Annotated in this window: 15 protein-coding genes and 2 pseudogenes; 6 read left to right on the forward strand and 11 right to left on the reverse strand. The window is 55.1% G+C overall.

Annotated elements, in window-relative coordinates; translation table 11 throughout:
* Window positions 1-135: 135 nt before the first annotated feature.
* Window positions 136-1,917 carry an acyl-CoA dehydrogenase C-terminal domain-containing protein gene (locus tag HNO86_RS07480; protein WP_175376363.1) on the reverse strand — a complete coding sequence of 594 codons (1,782 nt, stop codon included), beginning with the start codon at window positions 1,915-1,917 and terminating at the stop codon, window positions 136-138.
* A gap of 158 nt (window positions 1,918-2,075) precedes the next feature.
* Here HNO86_RS07480 and HNO86_RS07485 point away from each other — a divergent pair, with 158 nt between their 5' ends.
* Entirely contained in the window at window positions 2,076-2,993 is a 918-nt protein-coding gene (locus HNO86_RS07485; protein ID WP_372242517.1) for a LysR family transcriptional regulator, read from the forward strand.
* 309 nt (window positions 2,994-3,302) lie between these two features.
* On the opposite strand, the gene HNO86_RS07490 is transcribed toward HNO86_RS07485, so the two are convergent.
* The 3 genes from HNO86_RS07490 to HNO86_RS07500 form a co-directional block, all read right to left on the reverse strand.
* Window positions 3,303-4,301, reverse strand: coding sequence for a zinc-binding dehydrogenase (locus tag HNO86_RS07490; protein ID WP_175376365.1), 999 nt, complete (start codon window positions 4,299-4,301; stop codon window positions 3,303-3,305).
* A gap of 106 nt (window positions 4,302-4,407) precedes the next feature.
* On the reverse strand, window positions 4,408-5,379 hold the full coding sequence (locus HNO86_RS07495) for an alpha/beta fold hydrolase (protein ID WP_175376366.1): 972 nt from the start codon (window positions 5,377-5,379) through the stop codon (window positions 4,408-4,410).
* 72 nt (window positions 5,380-5,451) lie between these two features.
* A complete protein-coding gene (locus HNO86_RS07500; RefSeq protein ID WP_175376367.1) occupies window positions 5,452-6,096 on the reverse strand; it encodes a glutathione S-transferase in 645 nt (214 codons plus the stop codon).
* Window positions 6,097-6,220: 124 nt separating this feature from the next.
* Here HNO86_RS07500 and HNO86_RS07505 point away from each other — a divergent pair, with 124 nt between their 5' ends.
* Window positions 6,221-6,757 (forward strand): TetR/AcrR family transcriptional regulator, encoded by a 537-nt coding sequence (locus tag HNO86_RS07505; RefSeq protein WP_175376368.1) that lies wholly within the window; start codon window positions 6,221-6,223, stop codon window positions 6,755-6,757.
* Between the two features lie 207 nt (window positions 6,758-6,964).
* Window positions 6,965-7,846 (forward strand): NAD(P)H-binding protein, encoded by an 882-nt coding sequence (locus tag HNO86_RS07510; protein WP_175376369.1) that lies wholly within the window; start codon window positions 6,965-6,967, stop codon window positions 7,844-7,846.
* Window positions 7,847-7,982: 136 nt separating this feature from the next.
* Here HNO86_RS07510 and HNO86_RS07515 read toward each other — a convergent pair whose 3' ends face one another.
* The 7 genes and pseudogenes from HNO86_RS07515 to HNO86_RS07545 form a co-directional block, all read right to left on the reverse strand.
* On the reverse strand, window positions 7,983-8,192 hold the full coding sequence (locus HNO86_RS07515; protein ID WP_175376370.1) for a hypothetical protein: 210 nt from the start codon (window positions 8,190-8,192) through the stop codon (window positions 7,983-7,985).
* A gap of 466 nt (window positions 8,193-8,658) precedes the next feature.
* Window positions 8,659-12,546 (reverse strand): hypothetical protein, encoded by a 3,888-nt coding sequence (locus HNO86_RS07520; protein ID WP_175376371.1) that lies wholly within the window; start codon window positions 12,544-12,546, stop codon window positions 8,659-8,661.
* 1,103 nt (window positions 12,547-13,649) lie between these two features.
* Window positions 13,650-14,654 (reverse strand): annotated as a pseudogene (gene ilvA, locus HNO86_RS07525) (threonine ammonia-lyase, biosynthetic); the annotation flags it as partial.
* A gap of 340 nt (window positions 14,655-14,994) precedes the next feature.
* Window positions 14,995-16,614 carry a methyl-accepting chemotaxis protein gene (locus HNO86_RS07530; RefSeq protein ID WP_175376373.1) on the reverse strand — a complete coding sequence of 540 codons (1,620 nt, stop codon included), beginning with the start codon at window positions 16,612-16,614 and terminating at the stop codon, window positions 14,995-14,997.
* Between the two features lie 129 nt (window positions 16,615-16,743).
* A pseudogene (locus HNO86_RS07535) lies at window positions 16,744-16,905 on the reverse strand (CBS domain-containing protein); the annotation flags it as partial.
* Between the two features lie 455 nt (window positions 16,906-17,360).
* Window positions 17,361-18,743: a cytosine permease gene (locus HNO86_RS07540; protein WP_175376374.1), complete on the reverse strand. Its 1,383-nt coding sequence runs from the start codon at window positions 18,741-18,743 to the stop codon at window positions 17,361-17,363.
* A 281-nt stretch (window positions 18,744-19,024) separates the two neighbouring features.
* On the reverse strand, window positions 19,025-19,537 hold the full coding sequence (locus HNO86_RS07545; protein WP_175376375.1) for an SRPBCC domain-containing protein: 513 nt from the start codon (window positions 19,535-19,537) through the stop codon (window positions 19,025-19,027).
* Window positions 19,538-19,653: 116 nt separating this feature from the next.
* On the opposite strand from HNO86_RS07545, the gene HNO86_RS07550 reads away from it, so the two are divergent.
* The 3 genes from HNO86_RS07550 to tnpB all read left to right on the forward strand — a co-directional run bounded on the left by HNO86_RS07550 (window position 19,654) and on the right by tnpB (window position 21,428).
* A complete protein-coding gene (locus HNO86_RS07550; protein WP_175376376.1) occupies window positions 19,654-20,547 on the forward strand; it encodes a LysR family transcriptional regulator in 894 nt (297 codons plus the stop codon).
* A gap of 216 nt (window positions 20,548-20,763) precedes the next feature.
* Window positions 20,764-21,096, forward strand: a complete 333-nt coding sequence (locus tag HNO86_RS07555; RefSeq protein ID WP_178131073.1) for a transposase — start codon at window positions 20,764-20,766, stop codon at window positions 21,094-21,096.
* The gene (gene tnpB / locus HNO86_RS30225) at window positions 21,093-21,428 is read left to right on the forward strand and encodes an IS66 family insertion sequence element accessory protein TnpB (protein WP_175376378.1); all 336 of its coding nucleotides are present in this window, start codon (window positions 21,093-21,095) and stop codon (window positions 21,426-21,428) included. Before HNO86_RS07555 ends, tnpB begins: the two co-directional genes overlap by 4 nt.
* Window positions 21,429-21,504 lie beyond the last annotated feature (76 nt).

The raw sequence follows: 21,504 nt of genomic DNA on the forward strand, positions 1-21,504 counted from the left end.
ATGCCGCCCGCAGGGATTGAGCAATCGGCACCGGAGGGTGCCGATTATTGAGGGCAGAGGATCTGCGTGGGGGCAGCGTAGCCAGCGGAAGGCATGGCCCGCCCCTCCCTTTGTGGCAACACCGGCGGGGACATTTCAGAATGCGAAGTGGCTCTGCGGCATGGCCATCAGGCAACTGGCACCAGCGAGCAATGCCTCGCGATGGGCACCGGCCCGGGGCAGTATCCGGCGCAGGTAGAAGTCGGCCGATTGCAACTTGGTCTGATAGAACGCCGTTTCTCCGGTGCCAGCCTGCAAGGCCTCACTGGCACGAACAGCCGCCTGCAACCACAAGGCCGCCAACATCACGTAGGCCGAATAGGCTAGAAAATCCACGGATACCGCGCCGATCTCCTCGGGATCGCGACGGCAGGCCTGCAGTATTGACTCAGCCAGCGCTCGCCACTCCTGAAGGCGCTGACTGACCCGCTCGGCCATTTCCGGATGGGACGTGGCGAACGCCACTTGGGTGCTCAGTTCGTCTATCAGCGCATTGAGCTCGCTACCGCCGTCGCCCAGCAACTTGCGGCGGATCAGGTCCAGCGCCTGGATGCCGTTGGTACCTTCGTAGAGCTGGGTGATACGACTGTCACGCATCAGTTGCTCCATGCCCCACTCGCGGATGTACCCGTGACCGCCGTACAACTGCACGCCAAGGCTGGCCACTTCCTGCCCGCAGTCGGTGAAGAAGGCCTTGATCATCGGAATGAGCAACGCGGCGCGGCGGTTGGCGGCATCGCGCTGCGCCGGGTCGGCGGCGCCGTGTTCGAGGTCCAGTTGCCGGGCGGCATAGGCAGCGAGCATGCGGCAACCTTCGCTGAGGGTCTTCTGGGTGAGCAGCATACGCCGCACATCCGGGTGCACGATGATCGGGTCGGCAGGTTTTTCCGGCGCCACGGGACCGGTGATCGCCCTCGACTGCAAGCGCTCGCGGGCATAGGCCAGGCCGCCCTGGAATGCCGCTTCGGCGATGCCCAGGCCCTGCAGCCCCACCTGAAAACGGGCATCGTTCATCATGGTGAACATGCAGGCCAGGCCTTGGTTGGGTTGCCCTACCAGCCAGCCGGTGGCGCCGTCGAAATTCATTACACAGGTGGAGGCACCCTTGATGCCCATCTTGTGTTCCAGTGCGCCGCAGCTCAGCGAGTTGCGCTCTCCGAGCGAGCCATCGGCGTTGACCAGCCGCTTGGGCACCAGGAACAGGCTGATGCCCTTGATGCCCGGTGGTGCGTCAGGCAAACGGGCGAGCACCAGATGAATGATGTTGTCACTCAAGTCCTGTTCGCCGCCGCTGATGAAGATCTTGCTGCCGCTGAGTTGATAACTGCCGTCGGCCTGGGGCTGGGCACGGGTGCGCAACAGCGCCAGGTCGGTCCCGGCCTGGGGCTCGGTGAGGCACATGGTGCCGGTCCACTCGCCGCTGACCAATGGCCCCAGGTAACGCGCCTTGAGCGCCTCACTGCCGTGGCGATGCAAGGCCAGGACCGTGCCTTCGGTCAACCCGGAATAGACACGAAACGACAACGAGGCGCTCATCAGCATTTCGTGGAAGTTTGCCGAGACCATCTGCGGGAAACCCTGGCCACCGAACGCCAGTGGCCCGGTCATGCTCGCCCAGCCTTGCTCGACAAACAGCTTGTAGGCCTGGGCGAAACCATCGGGCGTGGTGACTTCTCCGTTCTCCAGGCGACAGCCCTGCTCGTCACTGTTTCGATTGAGCGGCGCCACTACCTCGGCAGCGAACCGCGCGGCCTCTTCGAGCACGTCGTCGATGGTTTCGCGATCCAGGCCATTGCCCAGTTGCTGGCAATGCCCGGTCACGTCAAACAGTTCGTGCAATACAAAACGCATATCGCGCAGCGGTGCCTGATAGTTCATACCCGCCCCTCCGCATCGCCACGGCCCGTTGTGCTGACCACTGCGAATGTTGCCTGTAGTACGTCGTATCTGTTGCTCACACCGACACTCCCAAACCGAAAAGAAGGATTGCCGACACCCTAAGCAGCTGCCTACTATTTGAGAAATTTCATTTTCATATGCGTGATATTTGCAGAATGAATACAACTAACTTCGACCTCAACCTGTTGCGCATTCTCGATGTATTGCTGCGAGAACAGAACGTCTCCCGCGCCGCTGAACGCCTGGCTCTTAGTCAACCGACCGTAAGTAACGCCCTGGCGCGCCTGCGCGAACAGCTCGATGATCCTTTGTTGGTGCGTATCGGCCGGCGCATGCAGCCGACGCCCAAGGCTCTGGCACTGGAAGGCCCGATTCGTGCGGCGTTGCAGCAAATCGAACAGACCCTCGGCGTGGATGAAGGCTTCGATCCGCTGTCGAGCCGACAGACCTTTCGCATTGCCACAACTGACTTCGTCGAGCAGTTGTGCATGCCAAGATTGCTGCGGCACTTGCAAGACAATGCACCCAACTTGCGCCTGGACATCGCCCCACTCGACCCTAGCCTGCCGATCGATGCCCTGGATCGCGGGCATCTCGACATGGTTCTGGGCCGCTTTGACGACATCCCTGCACGTTTTGCCCGACATCACTGGCGCAGCGAAACCCTTCAAATCGCGTTACGACACGACCATCCGGCAATCACCGACACACTGGATCTGGAAACCTTTCTGCGATTACGCCACCTCTGGGTACACGGCGGACAGACACGTGGCATGGTCGATCAGTGGCTAGGGGAACAGGGATTGTCACGGCAGATCGTCTACACCACACCCAACTACTTGCAGGCAGCACACCTAGTGGCCGCTTCGGACCTGTGCGTCGTATTGCCGACCCAACTAGCCCGCAACTTTGCGACATTGCTCCCTCTGCAACTGCACGACTTGCCGTTTGCGTTGGAGGCTTTCGAGTTGGACCTGGTCTATCTGGCACAACGTGGACAGGACCCAGCAGTGAACTGGCTGGTGGGAGAAATCCTGCGAATTGGCCAACACTGACGTTTTTATCGGGCAAATACGAAATCACGCCCTGCTTGAACGCCCGTTTGCGTTGCACATGACAATCCATTTGAATCGGACCTGACCAGTCATACGTGCAGTATTTGACCTGCAAGATTCATGGAGACATGACCGTTTTTAGCCGGTCACGACAGGCAGAAAACGGCCAAAAGCCGTCATTCGTAAAATGGGGGCTGCTGATATCGCCCACACTTTAACCTATTGAGTATCAATGCTCAGCGGTCGCCACATAGCGTGTCATCGCCATTTGCTAATGTCCTAACCAACAAGACGAGGTCCAGGGGCAAATCAAAGAGTGGGATCAAGCACAATGACACCTTGCACTTCCCTACGCGCAAGTAATGCATGCGCCAGGGGAGCTTCGCTCAACGGCAGTTTTGCGCCGATCACGGGTCGGATTGAGCCACTTGAAACGCCTTGGGCGAGGAACTCCAAAGCCTGGCGTATCAGTGCTGGCCGTTGGAAGAATGTCGGCAGGTAAACGCCGGCCAAGGTTTGAGCCTTGGCCATCAACTGACGAGGCGCCAATGGCTGGCCGGGCCCACGTGTCGATCCCGCCACCACACAACGCCCCAACATGGCGAGGCACTCAAAGTTCTGGTCGAACACCTCTGCGCCAATTGTCTCGAGGATCACATCGACCCCACGCCCACCCGTCAAGTCCAAAACTCGCTGGGGCCACTGGGGCGTGTCGTAAGAAATGGCATGATCTGCTCCAAGGCTTTTGACGAATGCACGTCGACTTTCAGTGCTGGCCGTACCAAAAACCGACCGCGCACCCATCGCTTTGGCGATCTGGACAGCCAGGCTCCCAACACCGCCGGCGGCTCCATGGATCAATACGTCTTCGCCAACTTGCAGATGTGCACATATGCGTAGCGCGAGGTACGCGGTCACCCCTTGACAAGGCAAGCTAGCCATTGCGACATCATTGGCCGTTTCATCCAGCATGACCAACATGTCCGCGCGTGCGACAGCCTGCTGTGCGTAGGCACCTTTGGACATCAATGCCATGACTTTTCGACCGACGACCCCAGAGTCAACGCCCTCTCCTGTTTGGGATATACGCCCGACGACCTGAAGTCCAGTGATGTGCGGAAGCGTCACACCACCGACGCGCGTTTCTGGCCGGTTATACGTGCCTAAACGCTCGCGAACATCTGGAAAATTCACTCCGATGGCGGAGGTGTCTATCAGTACCTCTGCGGGCCCAGGCACGGGAGTTGGCAGATTGACGTACTCGAGAACTTCGGGACCTCCGAAGCTACGGAACTGAATCGCTTTCATATCTGTGATCCTGATTTTTAGCCGTGAGACCTGGCTTACAGGCTGATTTGGCGAGCAATGGATGGTGAGCAATGCCTTGGCGAGCACGCCGCCAGCGCAGTTCGATTCACTTCACCCCATTGAGAAACAACGTGGCGTGTTTCAAAAACAGGTCGGGATATTGATAGATCGCGCCATGGTTCGAATCCGGGTAAATCACCAATTGAGAATCGGGTAGCGCCTGCTGCAAGGTGACGTCATTGACTGTATAGAACACGATGTCACGACTGCCGGCGACCACCAGCGTGGGTTGCTTGATGCCTTTGAGGTAATCGCTCGAGTTGTCTGTCGGCGCTCCCCAACCTGCGATGGCCGCCGCCTGTGCTGGTGCGGTCTTGCTATCGACCTCCAAATCACGATTGACCTTGCGTGCACGCAGGCGGGTAAGAAACTTGCGCCCAGCGGTCTGGCTCTCGGCGGTCTGGGTGAAAAACACATCCAACAGCAGTTCATCCGGTACATCGCGTTTTTTCGCCAAGTAGCCTTGGAATTCGGGCGTTAGAGAAGACATGCCCACACCACCACGGGGTGATGAGCCCACCAGAATCAGGCGACGTACCAGTTCTGGATGATCAAGCGTTACTTGCTGGGCGATGAGGCTACCCATGGAAAAACCCAGCAAATCAGCCTTCGCCACACCCAGCCGTTGGAGTAGCCCAGCGGCATATTTGGCCATGCCCTCAATAGTTTTGGGTATTTCACCGCTTGAGCTGGCGACGCCGGCATTGTCAAACAGGATGACTTCACGATCACGGGCAAAACCGTCGATGACCTTCGGGTCCCAACTGTCGAGGTTGCCAACAAAATGCTGGAGAAACACCAGCGGTACTCCTCCGGCTTTACCGAAGCGGCGGTACGCCAGGCGGGCGCCGTCAACTTCGACAAATCGAGTTGGCGCGGTTTGGTGCGTGTAGCTGGAAATTACTTTGGGCTCTGTAACGCTGGCGCTCGCCTGAACCGATATTATCGAACAGGCAATCGCCAGTACGACGAGGGTAAAGGTAGGACGCAATGCCCAGCGGGTGTTGGAAACGGCCATAGGGATGTACCTGATCAAAACTGGAGGGTGCGGGGCCCGCCCCAAAGCGAGTGTCGATGGGGCGGTGCAGGATCAAGCGGGATTTTTCACGCTCGGACGTTGCTGAACTTTTGTTTGCCAAGCCGAGAGCGCAGTGCACTCAACGGGGATGTCGATGGAAGCGAAACCAGCAAACAGGAGCCCCGCAAAGACGGTGATATCAGCCATGGAAAACGCATCACCGGCGATATAGGGTTGGTTGCGCAGGAGATGATCGAAATACTTCATGCCGTCGATTGCCCTCTCGCGTTGACGATTGCCCCAATCGACACGGCCTTCCCAGTCGGGACTTTTGTAGGGCTGCAATGCAGCGCCCAATCCTGGCGTAGCGTGGTGAAAGTAGATTCCAACCGGATCTGCCAGCTCGGATTCGGCGCGTTTCTGCATCATGTGGATGACGGCCTTCTCCTTTGGTGTTGAACCCGTGAGAATCGGATTGCCGTCCAGGTTATCCAGATACTCGGTGATGGCCGTGCACTCAGAAATATTAGTGCCGTCCTCCAACTGAAGAACGGGAACTGTACCCAGCGGATTGAGCGCCAGGAACGCAGGCTGCTTATGTTCTGCTGCCGGCAAGTCCACCTTGATGAACTCCACTTGAGCGTTCATCCGCTTTTCAGCAAGGACAATTCGCACACGCAGAGGATTTGGGAAACCAGGGATGTCAAAAATTTTCATATTGCTCGCTGCCTATCTATCTACCTATCGATAGGTATAAACTACGACGAGGCGATTTTGACTGTCAACATCTATCTATCGATAGGGAGGTAAATTTGTGACGACGGATACTCGGGAAACGATCATGCAGGTCGCCCGCACGATGGTGCAGACCCGTGGCTATAACGGTTTGAGCTTTCGCGAACTGGCGAAGGAGGTAGGCATCAAGAGTGCGAGCATTCACTACCATTTCCCAACCAAAGGTGACTTGGGTGCCGCGCTTGCCAAGCGTTACACCGAGGATGGTTTGGCTTATCTGGAGGATTTGCGCACAGGTTCCGATGACCTTCGCGTGTGGATGCAGGGATATACGGACATCTTTCGCCAAGCGCTGGTGAACGACAACCGCATGTGCCTGTGCGGAATCATGTCTGCCGAATTTGACGACTTGCCGCTGGAGGTCAGGACAGAAGTCGAAGCTTTTAACGCCCTCAACGTCCGTTGGTTGACGCAGGTACTAACTGTCTGCCGCCCGCAGTTGAGCGAGGAGGAACGGCAGCAGCAGGCACTGGCGATTTATGCGGCTGTGGAAGGTGCTCAGTTGATTGCACGTGGGCGTGACGATATCCAAGTGTACGATCAAACGATCCAGACCTATCGCGCAGTAGGCCTGCTGCCATAGCTTGCGCTCACTCATCGCGGGTGACAGCGTCAAAACCACGTCCCCCGCCTCCCCTTGACCCCAAACTTCCTGATACCCACCGCAGAATGATTTTTCGTTAAGTCAAACAACACATTGACAATCATTATGGTCATCATCTAACAATATTACTGTCGTAATATTGAATGCTTTCACCTCCACATTCATTTCAAAAAAGAGAGAAAATCGATGACCAGCCCCACCATTCTCATCACTGGCGCGACCGGTTTTACCGGCCGCAGAACCGTTGAACTGTTGCTTGAAAACAAGCACGCCGTACGTGCGTTGGTCCGCGCGGACGATCGGAGAGCCGCTCAGCTACGCGAATTGGGTGCCGAAGTTGTGGTCGGTGACCTTTTGGATCTGAACGCCGTTCGGGCAGCACTCGAAGGTATAGAGCGAGCTTACTTCGTGTATCCGATCGCACCTGGGCTGATCGAGGCGACAGCGCTTTTCGCTCTGGCGGCAAAAGAAGCAGGAGTAGCGTCCGTGGTGAACATGTCACAGATATCAGCACGTCGCGTGGCAAAGAGTCATGCAGCCCTTAGCCACTACACTGCGGAGCGAGTATTTGACTGGTCGGGTCTTGATGTAACGCACTTGCGACCTACTTATTTCGCCCAATGGCTTATCTATCCGCACTGGCGCAAACACATTGTCAAGCACGGAGAAATTCGATTGCCGTTTGGCTCTGGTCGCCATGCCCCCATCGCGGCAGAAGATCAGGCTCGATTGATCACGGCCATCCTGGAAAACCCACAGCCTCACAAAGGCAAAACCTATCCACTCCACGGTCCGGTTCAAATGAACCAACAGGCTATAGCGGACGAAGTCGGCAAAGTCTTGAGTCAGGAGATCAAATATGTGGCGATTACACTGGATGATTACCGCCAAGAGTTAGAGAAAGATGGCCTCCCATCTTTCCTCATTCAGCATCTGCTAGAAGTTGCGAAGGATTACCAGAATGGGGTGTTCGAGGGGGAGGATTCCATCATCGCGCAGGTCACCGGTCAACCACCCATGACGGTTCAGGCCTTCGTCACGTTGTACAAAGGTCTATTCACGAGCTGAACCAGCGAGATGCAGGAAAATTGAAGTGTCGAGTCGATTGCTGCCATTCTCCGTGTGCAGCAATCGTCTAGAACTGCCCTCACTCCACACACGCCGTTGGCTTTCAGGGGATGAATATCCGGACAACGGGAAAAGCTCATTTGAGATTAGAAGAATCAGCATTCAATTTGATACACGCAGCTTCACCATCTGCCCGATCCGAGTACCCTTTTTTCAAACGCTCTTTCTTCATGTTGTCGTAGATATCAAACCCGTCGGGGTCTGCTTGTGCGTGATTGCGAACTCGGGCGCGAAAAGTCTCGCGCTCGACCGGGATCGAGGGTAAAAGAACGAATCTCTTTTGCATATTTTTTCTCAAGCATACGCATGGATATAGCCTATTGCTTAGGTAATTCCATCCTATTCGGGCATATGGATCGCCCGTTTGTGGCCGTATGCAGACCCTGGCGAGGGTCTGCTTTGGGTCGTTCTCTGCCGGTCATTACCACGATTTTTGCTGGTCAAATCCGATGCAAATGACTGGTTAGGTCAAATGCAAATGGGTGTGCAAGTCCGTGCAATCGCCTAGCAATCTTTCTTCAATCTCGCAAAAGATGTGAGGCTTGGCGGAGTGGCAATCGTTGCCAGCGGCAAATCGACGTTGTTGATGCTTGATAGCTCTCTATCTCCAAGTCCTCTGCGAGCCCTTGACCGCTGCAACCTCCCCCTGAAACACCGCGTCCTTCGACGGCCACCGAATATGCCGATCTATTTTGTGGGTGTAGCGCGAAGTACAGATCTCGCAACCAGCTTTTTAAACTAATACCGCTAGATCAAATCATGCCCTTAGGCTTAGCAGTGGCGATGATGACAGCGTCCTTCTCCGTTACGGTCTGAACGAAGCCTTTGCTTTGAAGAGCGTTGACTAGCCTCATGTTGAGATCGGTGTGGGGCACTTCAATTTTTTTGACATGCGGTGAAAGCTTTGTGAAACCGCCCTCGCTGAGCATACCAAGGACGGAGGCTGCCTCTGCCCAACTGCACGATGGCAAGCATTGGATCAGTACTTCAGAGCGCTGAGCTGAAGTAAGCCCCTCCCCACCTGCGAACTTTTTGAGCGCGGGGATGAACGCCGGCGGAAAGCTTGTCGAGTATCGATTAGCGACGCGGCAGGTTTCAGCCACCTCTTTGACGGCCTCGTTGTTGGTGTCGAAGGCTTCAACCGGTAACGCCGTCCAGATCTGAATTTTTTCCTTCAACTCAAGCGCACCGCTTTGACTAAGTGGCAACGCCATGTCGATCGATATTTGGGCTAGATCAATCTGGTCGCGTGCCTGTACCCAATGTGCTGCGAGATACGGAGCTTCCAGATCGGCACTGAATGTCCTGATGCTCTCGCGGATTTCAGGGCTGTACGCCAGAAACGGCGCGTTTGCGAGCATCTCCCAGCGCTCCCTGGCTTGCAGTCCCTTGAGAATCCCGGGATCGCTTAAGACGACGTTCGTGAAGAGCACTTCAAGTGTTTCATTAGATAACCCGGTTGGCGCGATTAGATATCTCTGTAGCACTTGATGCAGAGAGGGGTTGAGGTCCCAGAGTTCCTCTTTTATCTCCTTTACATGACGCTGGATGAAGCCTGCGAAGGCCTCCATATCCAAGGTTTCGCAACCTTTATGCTCCAAAGCGGGTACGAGTATGTCTTTGAAGAACGTCCACACCGTAACGGCTTTCAATTTGACCCGATCAGACAACAGCACTTTCGTCCACAACGATGGGGTCGTGTCTTCAAGCCGCTCGAAGGTGCATGTCGTTCGTTCAAACAATTGATCCACGGCATCTGAATCGTCCGACTCTTCAAGGATGGCCCATAGCAGCTCTATAAAGGAGGTCGCGGACTCGTCCAGCGTGCCAACCTGGGCTAAAAGCGTGTTTGCAAACTCCTCCGCGGCCTCAAGCAGGAGTTCATTCAGGCCATCAATCTCAAGGGCCTGCAGTCGACGATAGGAAATGGTGCCTACACTGTGATCAGATTTGCTTGCATGAACGGGTTCGGCTTTTTGGCAAATCAGCGTGAGCATGCTCAGGTTTACCTCAACACAACCCCATTCTATTAGCTTCTTGAGGTCTTCCAGGAGGATGCTGTCATTTAGCGCTGAGAAGCACATCGGAAGCTCTTTCAGCCAAGGCCAGCCTTTACCTCCAGCTTCGAGTCCAGGCATCAAGCGCGACACGTCTTCAAGACTCGCAATGGCATCATAGATACTCTTGCCCGGCATAGAGTTTAATTGAGTGAGCTGGGCAACCTCCAATCCATCCATAACAGCGCTGATCAGTGCTTGCCTCAGCACGGCTGGCTCGAATCGCTCAGCGTTCAACAACGCTTGGAACAATCCAGACTCCAGAGAATAAACAGCCTGAATGAACTTAGGTGACGATGCACTTGTTATCAATATTTCGGTCGCTTGCGCCATCCTGTCTAGGTGCCCATAAAGTCCGCTTCTGAGAATGGTTTCGAGCTTATTGCGCTCGTGACTCATACCAAGATCGTTGTACGGACTGCTAGATAGCTGCTCGATCAACGCGACAATGATGCCCCGACCATCGCTCAAATCATCAGTATCCAGCTTTTCGACGGCTTTTTTCGGAGCACTGATCACAGTCGCGACGTCCACGGAGACACCGCGCCTCAATTCCAGGATCAGGTTCTTGTCTTCGGATGTGAGGGATCCTGCGTAAAAGTAGCCGAAATAGTCCGTGTAATCGGTATCGAAGTATTCGTGACGCATCAGGTAAACGACGATGTCCAAGCCGTTCAGCTTTTGAGAGATGAAATCGCCGTAGGTTTTTTTGGCAGCGGCCCGGAAGGTTTGGTGAATAATTCGGCTTGCCTCGACTCGGTGTTCAGCCATTTCATTGTCAATATCAACCAGCGTTCGCTGGAGCAGGTCATACCTTTTCTGGTATGAGGTGGACGCTAGGAGTTCCTTAGCGCCCACAGCCGCTGACGTCTGCAACACCCGCATTTGCGCATCGGCATGGATCATTTGCAAACGAGTCGATTCGTTGAAAATCCCGTCAAATACATGATCGGTCACAAAATCGAGCATCGTAAACATGTTGCCCTGTAGCACCAGGACAAAGTTTGCGCTTGGCAAATTTGAAGCTTTCTGAAGCTCAAACCAAACGTAGGCCCGTAGCTCTGCCACACTCTCAGCGATTTCTTGTACCCGCTTCTCCCGCTTATCGCGCAGTGCCTGGTAAGCATCTTCGGCGATTCTTGACTGCTGAAACTTCCACTCACTGAAACCTTGGATGGTCTCGTAAATGGCCCCACGTCGCTTGATCAGGTCAGCGTATTCAGCAGGATGCAGATTGCGAATCGTAATGATCGAAAACAACTTATTTGGATCAAGTCTCAGGCCGGAGCCACCGCTGAGAATGCTAGAGAACATGTCGAATTCGTTGACGATATTCTTGATCAATCGCATGTCATCGATGAGGTAACAAACAGTTTCAACCAACGTCTCATCAAGCCCAACGTGCAACGCTTCCCCATTTAACTGTCGCTCACGAAGCATCTTAAACATTTGCTCGCGAGAGTTCTCGGAGTTGACCACGGGGATAATCGGAATGATCAGGTCAAAAAATTTCGTTTTCTCACCCACGGCGAACAGCTCATCCCGAAGCGCATAGATGAAGTAAACCGGTCGTTTGATCTGCGGGGACTGCTTGATGATGAAATTGATTTCCCGCAGCCGTGTGAAGACGTCATGAATACCAAATCTGTCGAGATCCTCTATCACCACGATGTCGATTTTGCTGCGTTCAAAGCAGTAAACGATTTCATCTACATTCTTGTGCAACACGGAGCCGTGGTGGGTCGTTTCCAGTTTTCCACCCTTGATCGTGAAGCCGTCAATGCTGAACAGGGACAGCAACTTCAGCGCCGAGAACAACATATAGATGCCACCACTCCCGAGCACCACAACGGCCATCCACCCAGGAATCCATAGAAGCCATTCGACCAACCAAGCTGGGTCAATTTTCGGCAGTTTCTCGACTGACGGGACGTAAAGCCTCAGTACACTTACGATCATCAGCACGTAGAAGATTGTACGCACCCAGATGCTAGACGAAGACGCCTGGATGATTCGCTTCAATCGACTCTTCGGCAGTTCATCTGACGGTACCGCGTACAGCAGTTGCTGAACGATGGTTTCCTCGATGCGCGTCAAAATATCCGACTCGTTTTGTTTCTCTGCACCTTTGGGATTTGTGGTGTTTGAACTGGAATCAGCGGGAGCTACTGGAGTATCGGTCGAAGTCGACTTCCCTGCCCCAACGTTGTTGAGATCTTTGCCGAAGGCAGCCAGCGATACAAATGCATAGGTGAGTTCAGGATGACGATCGACAAACGTACGGATAACGCTGCTCTTGCCAGCGCCATACTCACCAGTAATCGCGATATTGCGAATCTGATCGTTGCTCAGTGCGCTCAACAGCTCACTCTCGTAACGTTGTGATCGATCCACCTCCAAAAGTACAGGCGTTAGCGGCTCGAAGACATTTTTAACGCTGGGCACAGCCAGGTATTCACGTGCGGCGGCTGCGGCTTTGTCGGCAGCTTTTCTATAGCGCTTGTACTGTCCCATCGCATGATTCACGAGCGAGCTGACGTACTCGCACTTCGAAGTAAGCACCTGAGCTATACGACGGAACATCCCTGACTCCTATGCCGCTGAAAGGCTGTTCGGGAGAACCGCCCAAAATAGTTATTACTTAAAACCTACTGTCAACGCGATGAGTATTTATACAGGTTTTGCGGATGATAGCTCACCGCCATCTCGGAACGCGACGAGCGCGCGGCAGCTTCCTCAAAGCGCTTTTGTGGATAGAGGTCGGGGCGGCGAGGCTAGACGGTCGGGAAAATGAAGCCTATGAACAAAAATCGATGAACAACCACATTCACTTTTAGCGTATTGAGCCAATTGGAGTGGTCTTACGAGCGGCCTGTGAACATCTGACATCGCCCACTTGTTAAATTATGTGTCTGAATATCAACTCACCCATTAGATATCCAATCCCACATATCTCCGGTCAAATCCCCACAACCCCCCGTTTTCCAGAAAATCAAAAGCATGGGTTCCATTCATAATCCTATCTCTGCGCTGTGAATTGGATTGCTCACAATTGGGGCGTAGAAAATCCTCACCGTCAGTACCACAGCTGCATTATGGGTCTGGAGAAAATGCTCAATTGGAGCTTTGCTCATGGCCTGTGGCTCGTTGACTGGCGCCGCAAAGACTTTGAGAACTACGCGGAGTTTGTGCTCAACCCGCCGAAAGCTTGGACTGTATCCGGCAAACAGGCTCGCTTCGTGCAGGAACCCGGCGTCGCACTTGCTTTCAAGCAACCCAAAACGCCAGGTCGCCCGGCCATCTCGATCAGTTCAATCGTAGGTCGGACGGACGTTGGGTTGAGCTTCGCTCAGCCAAGGATGGCTGGCTGCCGCTGTCACCCCATTTCGATGAAGTCTTTGGTCGTTACCTGCGTTACCTGAATATTGATCCGCTCCACCCTCTCCCATCGATTCCAATTTTCCCCAAAGACGATCGGAGTTCTTACAACCCCAAAGCACTCGGACGCATCCTTGTTTCCATCAGAGACCCTTTGGCAGACAGCGCAGCTGGGTTTGATGATCCAGAGATCTCCAGTGCCTCGGAGAAGAAAAGACCGAGGCGCAAACCATCCCAATCTCTCACGGAGCCCAAAGCCTACCAGCCAAGTGCTGAAGCTCCGTCAGAACTCACGATTGCGCTGACACCTCGGTCAACGCCGCGCGCTCGGCCACATGCCGTAGAGAGTCGAAATTGATATTGGCACCCGAGTCGATGGCGACCAGAGTCTGATCTCGCACACCAGTTCGCGCTACGTATTTCTTGATACCAGCAACGGCCAGAGCACCGGAAGGCTCGGTGATAGAACGCGTATCGTCGTAAATATTTTTCATCGCAATGCAAAGCTCATCGTTACTGACGGTCAGCACCTCATCGACGCAAAACCTACACACTTCAAATCCGTGAGCGCCAATCTGCGCGACTGCCACACCATCGGCAAAGGTGCCAACGCTTGGCAGCACCACTCGTTCATCGGCCTGTAGGGCTGCGAACAAACAGGCTGAATGTTCTGACTCGACGCCAATGATCCGCACTTCTGGCCGCAAGTATTTGACGTAAGCCGCGATGCCGGCGATCAAGCCGCCACCACCTACCGGAACAAAGATGGCATCCAGCGCACCTTGGTGCTGGCGCAGTATTTCCATGGCGACTGTCCCCTGCCCGGCTATGACATCCGGATCGTCGAAAGGCGAAACAAACATTTTGCCGGTTTGGCTTGCCAGTTCGAGCGCATGGGACAAAGCAAAGGGAAAGCTATCGCCGTGCAGCAGCGCCTCGGCACCGCGACTGCGCACGCCACCCACCTTCAGCTCAGGCGTCGTGGCGGGCATCACGATGGTCGCCTCGATGCCCAACTCCCTGGCCGCCAGTGCCACGCCCTGGGCATGGTTGCCGGCGGACGCAGTAATCACGCCGCGAGCTTTTTGCTCATCGCTCAGGTTCACCAGCTTGTTGTAGGCGCCACGAATCTTGAAGGAAAAGGTCGGTTGCAGATCTTCGCGCTTGAGCAGGATCTCGTTGCCCAAAGTCAAGGACAGTGCAGGTGCCGGTTGCAAAGGTGTCTGCACGGCCAGCTCGTAGACCGGCGCGGCGAGAATCTTTTTGACGTACTGCTCAAGCAGGGCTTGTTGGGCGAGCGTACTGGGCATGATCGTCTCCTGACATTGATCAGAGCCCCGAGACAGAAAATGAAAACCCGCCTCTAGGGCGGGTTGGGTGCTGCAGTCGTGAGCTAGCCCGCCAAATGAGGAATGGCGGTAATAATGCTTGGCTGGCAGCGCAATAGGATGGAAGTCATGACCGAAAATTAGCTGGCTGCTGATTGCAAGTCAACAGCCAAACTTTATAAGCCTCGGCAATCAGACACTCTGTTCGTTGACCCAAGAAATGAACCATGAAGTCCGTCACCCACTCGACACTGCGGGATAGGCTGTTCTGTTGAAGAGCATTGAGCTATCAGTTCTTCGATGGCAGCGGGCAAAGCGTGTAAGCTCAGACTCTAAAACGCGCTACTGTCTCGTGCAGTACTCCTGCCATCTGCGCCAGCTCCAAACTTGCTGCCTGGGTTTGCTGGCCCCCCACCAAGACCTGGTCGGACACATTACGAATCCCCACCAGGTTGCGATCGACCTCTCGCGCAACCTGGGCCTGCTCCTCCGTGGCACTGGCGATCAGTAGGTTGCGTTCATTGATCTGCGAGATCGAACGGGCTATTTCTTCCAGTGCATCGCCTGAGCGTCGAGCGACTTCCAGGGTCGACTGCACCAACTGACTACTGCTCTGCATGGCGTTAACAGCCTGCACGGTATCGAGCCGAATAGTGCCAATCATCTGCTCGATTTCCTGAGTCGACACCTGAGTACGATGAGCCAGTGCCCGTACCTCGTCAGCGACCACAGCGAAACCACGCCCGGCATCGCCAGCACGAGCGGCTTCAATCGCCGCGTTGAGGGCCAACAAATTGGTTTGCTCTGCAATGCTGCGAATCACATCAAGCACTGAGCTGATCTCTTGCACACCCTTGGCCAATTGCTGGATACGCTCTGAGGTATCCGTCATGCCATCCGCCAGTGCTCCTATCGAGGAAACTGTTTCCTGAACTTGCTCGCGGCCGCGTTGCGCGGTTTGCTCGGAGACCCGCGACGCCTCGCTTGTGCTGACCGCGTTGCGTGCAACCTCGTCGACGGCCGCCGTCATTTGATTGACCGCCGCCGCAGCCTGTTCGATTTCCAACCCCTGGAGCTGCAAACTACTGCTTGTCTGGCTACTGACCGCGCTCAGCTCTTCGGAGGAGCTTGCTACCTGTTCGACCGAGGCCGCGATCTGCTTCACCATCGAATTCAGGCTCTGCTGCATCTGGTGCATGTTCATCATCACGCTATCGCCCGCACTAGCATTCAATGGCACTTGTGTCGTGAGATCCCCCTGCGCGATTTGACTCAGCACCCGCGCAGCATCAGAGGGCTCTCCACCCAATGGTCGGGTGACACTACGCGTCACTATGAGCGCCGCGACGATCACAGAGATCAGGCAAAACATGAGCAACCCCGTCATGTTCAGTCGCGCATCGTTGTACAGCGCCTGCGCAGACTTTTCCCTATCGGCAAAGATCTGCCCTTGCAGCATCATGAGCACATCCAGGCTTTTATAAACCTTCAGCTCGGCGGGGACGACGCGCTGCTTCAACTGCACCATCGCGGCATCAAGGTCGCCCTGCCTGATCAACACCTGCACTTGAGTGAATGCAGAGACGTATGCCTCGCGGTTCTGTTTCAGGGCAGCATAGGCAGCCTTGCCATCCGGAGAATCGAGCAATGGCGCAAGCCATTCGAGTGCTTCGCTGATTCGCTTTTTAGTGGCATCAATAGACTGCTGCGCTTGTTGGTTCTCTCTGTCGATAAGCAAATCCCTGGTGTTCCTGGCGTTGTCTCGCACACCTGTGGCGATCACCATGATCGGGTCAATTTTCGGCCAGTCCTGTTTAACGATTACCATTGCCTGGTCTTTCAGCGTTGCCAGGTCGTGCAACGCATAGAAAGTCAGGCAGATCAGAACCATCGGCGCAATTGCAAAACCGATAACAATACGTCGTGCCGTGGTTAACTTGACCATATCAAATGCTCCCTGATTTATTCCTGCCCGATGGGCATCCACCTTCATAACGACAAGACCCATGAACCCTATATGCGCAACACGCTCGGTCACTTAGTGCCCGCGAATATAGTGTTCCAGTTGCCGGATGATGACCCCAACCACTTGCCCACGCTCAATCACGGGGAGTGCACCTACATTCTTTTCAGCCATCATTTACAGCGCCTCATACACCATCTGATCTGGCGCGATGCTATGTACCTTTTGGTTTTGCGAGATCTTCAGTTTCAGCAATTGTGCGGCTGTTTTCATGAACGGCTCCGATGTTAATTGCGGATAAAAAACGCAAAAAAAAAGCGCCTGAAACCATATGGTTCCAGGCGCCTTTGCCTGTTCTTTTGCAGTGTTAACGCCAGAAATCCATGTCTGAGGCACCAACGTTGTTCATAGTCTGTTCGTCACATCGATCATCGTTGACCGAGGAGGTGTCCAGAGGGAAACGTGGTAGGTAAACCTGGGTAAATCTTGCAGCCTTTGTGCCAGCCGGCAGTATATAAACTTCATCGCTTCGCAAGTCCAAGCTGCCACGCTATAGGCGGTTCACAGGTTTGGGCTAATGGAGGCGAAAGCCCATCGCGTCGCTTCCGACTGGTGCACGTTGGTAAGCACAGAGCTTTACAACAGTGCATGCCTCGGTTGATTGCATAGTCTCAACTGGACAAATCACTCCCTTCAGCATGCTCTAGGATCCGTCGCCTGACCTAGCCCTACTCAAGAGATTTTTGACCGTACATGCGAGAGGTTTTAACAACCGGACGGCTATTGACCATGCAGTAAAGAGCCCCAGCCAACACCAACCCCATCGCCCAGCTGATATCCGCGCCCAGCCAGTTCGCTACGAAGCCCGTGTAGAATGAAAGCTTCATGAAGGGAATGGTACCGATGATCGAAACGGCATAGACCGCCAGAGTTTTTCGGTTGAAGCGCCCGTAGCAACCTTTAGGTTCGTATAGATCATCTATTTCGTAATGGCCTCGGCACACCCAGTAATAATCGACCAAATTGATCGCGCTCCAGGGAATCAGCAAATACAGCTGACCGATCAGAATGTCCGCAAAGAACGTGTCAAAACGATACTGGGTGGCTATGGCGATCAAGGTCGCGGCCACGGTCAGTACGGCCATCACCAAGGCTTTCGCCGGAGCCGTGACGTATTTGAGTCCGCCAAAGGCCCCGAATATCGTCACCGATGACATGTAGGCGCTATACAGGCAGAGGACGTTGTACTGGATGACGCCAAGAGCGATCACACCCAATGCCAAAGGTGCCCAAGGGCCAAACAACGTGGCGATGGCGGTTGCGGGGTCGCGATCCAGCGCGGCAGGTATCGCCACTGCCAGTAAAGCACCTAATGCCATCATGGCAAAAGAGCCCAGTGCGCAACCACAATAGGTTGTCCAGAATGTAGCGCGGGTGCTCACGTTTGCGGGGAGATAGCGCGAGTAGTCTGCTACGTATGGCCCATACCCTAGAGTCCAGGAGGCGGCCTGCGCGATGACCAGATTAAAGGCCGCCAGCGTGAACCCCGTACCTGAAACCGTTATTGTTGCTGTATCGGTCGGGTGCAGCAGGATCAAGGCCAAGGCGGCGGCAAACACCAGGGTCGATAGCAGGCTCATCCACGCCCCCAGGCGGTGGATCAGCTCATAGCCTATGAAACCTATAACAAAGGTCAGAACACCGACCACCGCAATGGCCATGTCGTCGCTCATTGGAACCAGCGCCTTTAGGGCATCACGCATCAAGACGCCGCTGGCGGCGAGGAACAGCACCGCCGCCGTGACCATGACCAACAACGGCACCGCAGCCCCGTAAACACCAAACTGCGCTCGGCTCTGAATCATTTGTGGAACGCCCAGGTGAGGGCCCTGGGCGGAGTGCGCCGCCATGAACACGGTGCCGACCAGATTGCCGATCAGCAGGCCCAGCAATGTCCAGCCAAAGCTCAACCCTGAGGCGATACCCAGCGTACCGACCATCAAAGCGGTCACCTGAAAATTGGAACTGAACCAAATGGTGAACAACCGCCGTGGCGTGCCGTAACGTTCAGAGTGAGGGACAAACTCGATACTGCGCTTTTCCAGCTTCACAACCGCCTCCCGATTCATTTTCTTGATTATCAGAGGGGCGTCCATAGCGTATCGGCCCAGCTACGAACGCTTCATAGCTAGTAGCGCCATCCCGGTTCAGGACAAGGCATTTCATGGAGAGCTCGATAAGACCGGCAGTAACTGCCCCAGCGGAGTGATGGTTTTTCAACGCCCGTTTTGAAGATGGGCGCTGAGGAAGAAGCGTTGAATCCTCCAAACACGTTCATGCGTCTCCCCTCGCTGTCGCGGATGACCACCAAGTGTCGATCTCAATACATAACTCAGGATCTCGCTCGGCGGGCTGCAGCTACTAGCCCTTCAATCCACTCTTGGTGGCCATTGATCATCGGATTGGGCTTGGCTTTGGCCAGATCCTCCGCTGGTTTTCCTTTCTGGGTTTCCTGGGTCAGGATGCGCACCCGTCCACCGACCAGGTCTTCAAACAACCAGGCGTGATGAACGTCCAGACGCGTCTCGGCGTCGCCCTCAACCCAACCGTGCCAAGCCACGCGAGCCGGCTCTCCGGCGACCGGCGCCACATGCTCGGTCACTTCGGCCTCTACCGGAAAACCAAAGGTGGTGAAACGGAAACGAGCGCCCTCGCTCAGATTCGGCCCTCCCCCATCGTAGAAGCGGATGTCAGAAGCGTTACTGTAATAGGTCGGCCAGGCTCGAGTGTCGTTGAGCTGTTGCCAGATCTGCGCGGCGCTCAGGTCTGCAACGATAATTTCGTTGGAAGCGAAATTTTCAGTCATGCCCGGCAGATAGTCTTCAGGCCAGATAATGTCGCTCATGGTGCATTCCTCTCAGGGTTCGATTTGGGAGCAGAACGCTCCGCGTTTTGACGCAGAGAATGATGTTCGCCCAGAATGCATAAGACCAATCACATTCGCTTAGGCTTTCCATAAGAATGCGTGATATCAGAAGCCTCGACCTCAATCTGCTTAAAGCCCTGGACGCCCTACTCGACGAATGCAGCGTGACCCGGGCCGCGGAGCGCCTGGCACTCACCCAGCCAGCAGTCAGCGGCATGTTGACGCGCCTGCGCGACAGCTTCGACGACCCACTATTCGTTCGGGCCCAGCGCGGTCTGGTGCCGACACCTCGCGCTCTGGAGCTAGCCCTTCCGGTCAAGCGTGTTCTGGCTGAAATCGATGCACTGCTGCAACCCACCCGCTTCGACCCTTCCACTGCCAGCCTGAAGCTGTCTATCGCCGCCACGGACTACGCGCAGCAAACCATCCTTGTACCCTTCCTCGCGGAACTCAGGCAGCAAGCGCCGGGCATCCGCATTGCCACGCTACCGGTGGACGATACCCAGGTACTCAGACAACTGGAGTGCGGCGATCTGGATCTGGCTATCCTAACCCCTGACAGCACGCACGAGGGCCTGCACTCGCGGCGTCTGTACGACGAGCATTACATATGCGTGATGCGCGATGGGCACCCGGCCGCACACGGGCTGACACTGGAGCGTTTCTGCACGTTAGACCACGCTATCGTCTCCTACTCGGGTGGAGGGTTTCGAGGAGTAACAGATGATGCACTTGCTCAGCTCGGCGTGGAGCGACGAGTGAGCCTCTCGGTCACCAGCTTTCTGGTCTTGCTGGACGTCCTGCGCAGCAGTGATCTGATTGCAGTAGTGCCCAAGCGTTTGGTCGCAAAGGTCAACGATCTACAAAAGATCGAGCCGCCGCTGGTCATTCCCGGTTTCACCAAGATCGCCGCCTGGCATGAGCGAACGCACCATCACTCGGCCCAGCGTTGGGCCAGGGCGTTGCTGTTTGACATATGCGGTGGATAGGGTGAATTCCGTATCCCTATCGACATTGGGACACTTAGTCATAAAACGGTCTGATGCAAGTCGCACTTGCGCAATGCACAGGTGCGACTACAGGTCAGATTAGAGGTTTGATTGTAACCGTCCGGTCAACACACCTTCCTGACACCGTCGCTTGAGGCGATGGTGTCCACCTAAATTTACGTGGACACCATCTTTAGCCTTTTTAAGCGGACGCCCATGCCACAAGAACGCCGTTCCTATTCCAAGTCCTTCAAGGCCCAGGTCATTGCCGAGTGCGCGCAGCCTGACACCTCAATTGCCAATGTCGCTTTGACCCACAACCTCAATGCCAACCTTGTCCATAAATGGATTCGGGCGCATGTGCAAAAAGCTTTGGCGCTGCAAACCGCCTTCATCCCGGTCAAGGCATCGCCCTCGGCAGCGGTGCATCAAGTCCTTCCCGCCACGATCCGAATTGAAGTGCCACATTCAAAAGGCGTAGTTGTGGTGAGCTGGCCGGCAGAAAATGCAGCGGCGTGTTCCGCTTTTCTGCGAGACCTACTGCGATGATCCGCGTCGATTCTATCTGGCTCGCCACCGAGCCGATGGACATGCGCGCCGGCACTGAAACTGCGCTCGCACGGGTCGTGGCGGTGTTCGGTGCGGCGAATCCACACTGTGCTTATCTGTTCGCCAACCGCCGCGCCAATCGTATGAAAGTGTTGGTGCATGACGGCGTGGGGATTTGGCTAGCAGCCCGCCGCTTGAATCAAGGACGCTTCTTTTGGCCAGGGGTGCGGCACGGCTCTGAAGTCGAGTTGGATGCCGAGCAACTTCAGGCCCTGGTGCTCGGTCTACCTTGGCAGCGCGTCGGTGCAGGCGGAATCATCTCGGTGCTTTAACACTTGCCATGGCGCGCTTACCAGCGCAATTGGCCCATCAGTCTGTCGCAGCCATGTGCCCTCTCGGGCAAAATCG

The sequence above is a fragment of the Pseudomonas sp. C1C7 genome, from assembly GCF_013359595.1.
GTDB lineage: Bacteria > Pseudomonadota > Gammaproteobacteria > Pseudomonadales > Pseudomonadaceae > Aquipseudomonas.